Raw genomic sequence first — 4,800 nt, 5'->3', positions numbered from 1 at the left:
GTTGACACGGTGGTTACCGGATTAAATGTTCCTTGGGGACTTGCATTTTTACCCAATGGCGACCTGCTTATTTCGGAACGTGCCGGAACATTGCATCGATTCTCCGATGGTAAACTTTCACCACCCATCAAAGGATTGCCGCCTATCAAGGGCGAAGGACAAGGAGGCTTGCTCGACTTATGCCTGCATCCTGACTACAAAAAGAATGGCTGGATATATTTCTCTTACAGTGCATTGAACAATAAAAACGACGCGACTTTAAGCAATACATCCGTCATGCGTGCGCGGCTGGATGGTGATAAACTGGTAGATCAGCAGGTAATTTTCAGGGGAGATCATGAAAACGACAGATCACACCACTATGGATGTAAACTTGTATTTGACAACAAAGGACATTTATTTTTCGGGATCGGTGACCGGGGACAGCATTTCGATTTCCCTCAGAATCTCGACAACTCAAACGGAAAAATTCACCGCATTAACGATGATGGCTCCATCCCTAAAGATAATCCGTTTGTAAAAACAAAAGGGGCTATTGCATCTATTTACAGCTACGGACACCGAAATCCGCAAGGCACTTGTATACATCCACTTACCGGCGAACTTTGGGAAACGGAACACGGTCCGCGAGGTGGCGACGAAATCAACCTGATCAAACCAGGACTTAATTATGGCTGGCCTGTAATTTCTTACGGAATTAATTACAACGGGACAATCCTTACTGAATTAACCGAAAAGGCTGGAATGGAGCAACCCGTCTACTACTGGACTCCATCAATTGCTCCTTGCGGTATGACATTCCTGACCGGCAACCGATACAAAAAATGGCAGAATAATCTTTTTGTGGGCTCTCTTCGTTTTCAGTACCTCGAAAGGGTAGTGATCAAGGACCATACTGTAATTCACACTGAGAAACTCCTGCAGGGAATCGGGCGTGTCCGCAATGTAGTTGTCAGTCCTGATGGGCTCATTTATGTAGCCATCGAAAATCCCGGGAAAATTGTGAAGCTGGTTCCTGTTGAGTAATGATTGTAAACACGTCTTGGGCCCAATTTGATTACATCCCCCCCCCCCGTCTCCCCGAACGGGCCCAGGTTTTTCAATCATCTCATTCTCATGTAGGTTAAAATGTATTATTCCATCAGACTCTTCATAATACTGATGTTTTTTCTCAGCCTGCCGGATATACATGCGCAAACCGGAGAAAAGCCTTTTGCTGATACTCAACCTCCTGATACAGCTATTTTGCTCGACGTAGTCAGGGTGGAAGGTTTCCGGTTAAGTAATAAACTGCGAACTTTCCCCGGAAGTTTATCAGTGCTTACCGGTAAAGGCCTGAACCTATCCGATGGTACAAATATGGCAACATCGCTTAATACAATCCCCGGAGTAAGCATGCAAAGCGGAACTTATGCAACAAATCGCATCGTAATCAGGGGTATGGGAAGCCGGACACCCTACAACACTAACCGGATACATTCGTACCTTAACGATATTCCACTTACCACTGCTGATGGCGTTTCAACACCCGAAGAAATTGATATGCAAAGCCTGGGGCGCATTGAGGTGATCAAAGGACCCGCTTCGGCTTTATACGGTTCAGGATTGGGTGGGAGCATTAATCTGTACACCCCGGTAAGATTGCACAACAATGGCAACCTAAGTTTGAATTATGGAAGTTTCAATACGTTGAAAACCAATTTATCGGGAACTATTAACACTGGAAATGCGAACTTGTGGGGGAGCCTCAGTCACCTGCAGTCGGATGGATATCGGGAAAATAATGAATATAAACGAACTTCGTTCCTGTCGACAGCACAGTGGAAACAAACCAAATGGTCAGTAAAATCAACGATTATGCTGACTAAAGTTAATGGTGAAATCCCCAGTTCGCTGGGCAAAACACAATTCGAAAATGATCCACAAGCTGCGGCTCCTAACTGGGCAGCCATAGAAGGATACAAGAAATACCAGAAAGCCCTGGCAGGCATTACGCTCATGAACATACTTTCTTCAAAGCTCACCAACCATTTTACTGTCCATGGTAAATGGAGCGACAGTTATGAAAAACGTCCTTTTAATAACCTCACCGACCAGACACTGAGTACCGGAATACGCAACAAGCTCAGCTATTACAGGCAAAAAACAGACTGGATTTTGGGAATCGACTGGATTGTTGAACAATACAAATGGAAACTTGATAAAAATGAAATTCTGCTGAACGAGAACCGGGGAAACCAGAATCAGTTCAGTATTTTTGGAATTATGAATTACCGGCCATCATCCAGGCTTAACATTTCGATGGCAGGCACCTTGAATTATATCAGCTACCAGCTCACCGATATGTACTCTGCCAATGGAGATCAATCAGGCGAGCGTAATTTCCCGTTAATTGTTTCGCCCCGCATCGGATTCAATTATATAGCCAGTGATAACTTCGTGGTTTACGCTTCAGTTGGCCATGGTTTCTCACTTCCTTCCCCTGAAGAAACTTTGTTACCTGAAGGCGATGTAAATCCTGACATCAAACCGGAACAGGGCATGCAATATGAAATCGGCACACGATTAACCTTCCTGGATAAAGCCGTTGAAATAGATGCAAGTCTTTACTGGATTGAATTGAATGATCTTCTGGTAACCAAACGTATAACTGAAGATGTTTTTACTGGAATGAATGCAGGGAAAACACGTCACCAGGGATTTGAGCTTCTGTTGCGGAATCGGTTTTTCGATTTCAGACGCTTTCCCGGAAAACTGAATTCTACTTTTGGCTACACTCTTTCACGTAACCAGTTCATTGATTTTACCGACGATGGAAATAGATTTGATGGTAATGATCTGCCCGGCATACCTGATCAGTTACTCCAACTGCAGTTGACATGGAATCCGGTTAACAGGACTGAAGTGTTAACTCATCTGCAATATACAGGTAATCAACATCTAAACGATGCGAATACATTGAAATATAATGGATATTTTTGGGTCAGTATTAAAGCATCGACTCAGTTTCAAATAAAGCAAACAGGCATTTTCAATATTTATGCAGGAATTAATAACCTGACTGACAGCCATTACGCTTCGATGCTGGTGGTAAATGCAATTGGATTTGGAAATAACGAACCACGTTATTACTACCCGGGATTACCAAGAAATATTTATGCGGGAATTGAATTTCGGTTTTAAAACTTTCTTGTTTTCCCATTCTGCATTTTTAACCTGCCCGACTTAGACCACTATTGATCAATAAGGAAATGTCCCAAGACAGGCAGATTTTTCATTTTTCATTTTGCATTTTGCATTTTGCATTTTTCACCTGCCCGACTGACAATAATCAACAATCCTGAGTAAGATTCCCTCGGTCAGCCGGGTTTTGCACCTGCCCGACTGAATAAATATTCATTTAAGAGCACGATTCCCTTTGTCATTTTTCATTCTGACTCCTGACTCCTGATTCTGGATTCTGAATTCTCACATCTACCCTCCCTACACAACCACCACCTTCTCCTCCGGAATCAGCTCTTCTCCCCGGTAGCGCCTGAAGATCTGGGCAACGGTAAGGACATCCTTACAACAATAGGTGACAATGCGGGGCAAGTCGTTTTCTTTCCAGTAGACTTCCCAAACCCTGCTGCCATCAATATCATCCTTGGGAGTGGGGATATTGAATACGGCGGCCAGTAATTCGAGGGAGGTATAGTTCTTATAATCCCCGAACTTCCATAATTCCATGGTATCGAGATGATTCACTTCCCAGGGCTTTTTACCGGCGGTATCGAGAATGACAGGTAACTTAATACCATTGATCAGCATTCGCCTGGCCATATAGGGGAAGTCGAACTCCTTGCCATTATGGGCACAGAGCATATGCTCCGGCTTTTGGTAGTAGCTATTTAGTAGAAAGGCAAATTGTTTAAGCAGGACGGCCTCATCATCACCTGCAAAGGATTTGAGCCGGAATTCACCGCTTCTGAAGGAGCCCACGGAGATGCAGATAATCTTACCAAATTCGGGGAAGATACCTGCCCTGGGGTATAAGGTTTCCACCGTATCTGTTTCAAGTTGCCTGATGCGTTCGGCTTTTTTCTGCCAGAGTTTCGACATGCGTTCATCCAGCTGTCCGAATTCGGGCATGGCCGGGACGGTTTCTATATCCAAAAACAGGATATTTTCAATTTTGATAGTTTCTAACATAATTTGACAATTTGAAAATTTGAAAATTCGACAATTCGGCAATTCGGCAATTTGACAATTTGACAATTCGACAATTCGACAATTCGGCAATTCGACAATTTGACAATTCGACAATTCGGCAATTCGACAATTTGAAAAATTCCTACTTAATGAAACCAATATTGCATACAAACATATGAAATCCGGGAAATCCGAAAATATTGGAAATAAAAAAGGACACAAATAACTCAAATCGCTGAATGAAAAACAATGAACACAAATAGATATTTAATCAATAATGAAAACTCGCTAATTACATCAAGGCTAACTACGTTTGCGGTAAACCTGGACAACAATATAGACCACTAGGAAGAATAATGCCAAAAGTCCAAAAGCCAGGAATCCGGGGGAAAGACTGCTGATGCCTTTTATTTGCTGGCCTTTGAGGGATATCAGCATTCCTGCGAATACCATAGCGATCATCAGTACCACATTTCCAATGGATAGCAGGAAATAGTACATCTGCTTCTGCTGTTTTAGCAAATCACCTCCGAAATAGGATTGAAGGCCGATGGGGATCAATAATAGTAACAATGGAATGAGTAGGATCATGTGGGGTTAATTTGAAAA

At 42.9% G+C, this 4,800-nt stretch carries 4 protein-coding genes; 2 read left to right on the top strand and 2 right to left on the bottom strand.

What is annotated here, in order from left to right:
* Positions 1 to 1,026 (top strand): PQQ-dependent sugar dehydrogenase (locus IPH84_17955; GenBank protein ID MBK7175055.1); only part of this gene is annotated, 1,026 nt, incomplete at its 5' end.
* A gap of 135 nt (positions 1,027 to 1,161) precedes the next feature.
* Entirely contained in the window at positions 1,162 to 3,183 is a 2,022-nt protein-coding gene (locus tag IPH84_17950) for a TonB-dependent receptor (protein ID MBK7175054.1), read from the top strand.
* A gap of 300 nt (positions 3,184 to 3,483) precedes the next feature.
* On the opposite strand, the gene IPH84_17945 is transcribed toward IPH84_17950, so the two are convergent.
* Complete coding sequence (locus tag IPH84_17945) at positions 3,484 to 4,191, bottom strand: 3'-5' exonuclease (protein MBK7175053.1); 708 nt, start codon at positions 4,189 to 4,191, stop codon at positions 3,484 to 3,486.
* Positions 4,192 to 4,494: 303 nt separating this feature from the next.
* On the bottom strand, positions 4,495 to 4,782 hold the full coding sequence (locus IPH84_17940) for a hypothetical protein (GenBank protein ID MBK7175052.1): 288 nt from the start codon (positions 4,780 to 4,782) through the stop codon (positions 4,495 to 4,497).
* Positions 4,783 to 4,800 lie beyond the last annotated feature (18 nt).

The sequence above is a fragment of the Bacteroidales bacterium genome, assembly GCA_016707785.1.
GTDB lineage: Bacteria > Bacteroidota > Bacteroidia > Bacteroidales > UBA4417 > UBA4417.
This window is presented reverse-complemented; position numbering and strand designations above follow the sequence as displayed.

What these genes read in the sequence shown, in the direction of transcription:
- IPH84_17950 (MBK7175054.1), top strand. Translation starts at nt 1,162, where the DNA reads ATGTTTTTTCTCAGCCTGCCGGATATACATGCGCAAACCGGAGAAAAG.
- IPH84_17945 (MBK7175053.1), bottom strand. Translation starts at nt 4,191, where the DNA reads ATGTTAGAAACTATCAAAATTGAAAATATCCTGTTTTTGGATATAGAA.
- IPH84_17940 (MBK7175052.1), bottom strand. Translation starts at nt 4,782, where the DNA reads ATGATCCTACTCATTCCATTGTTACTATTATTGATCCCCATCGGCCTT.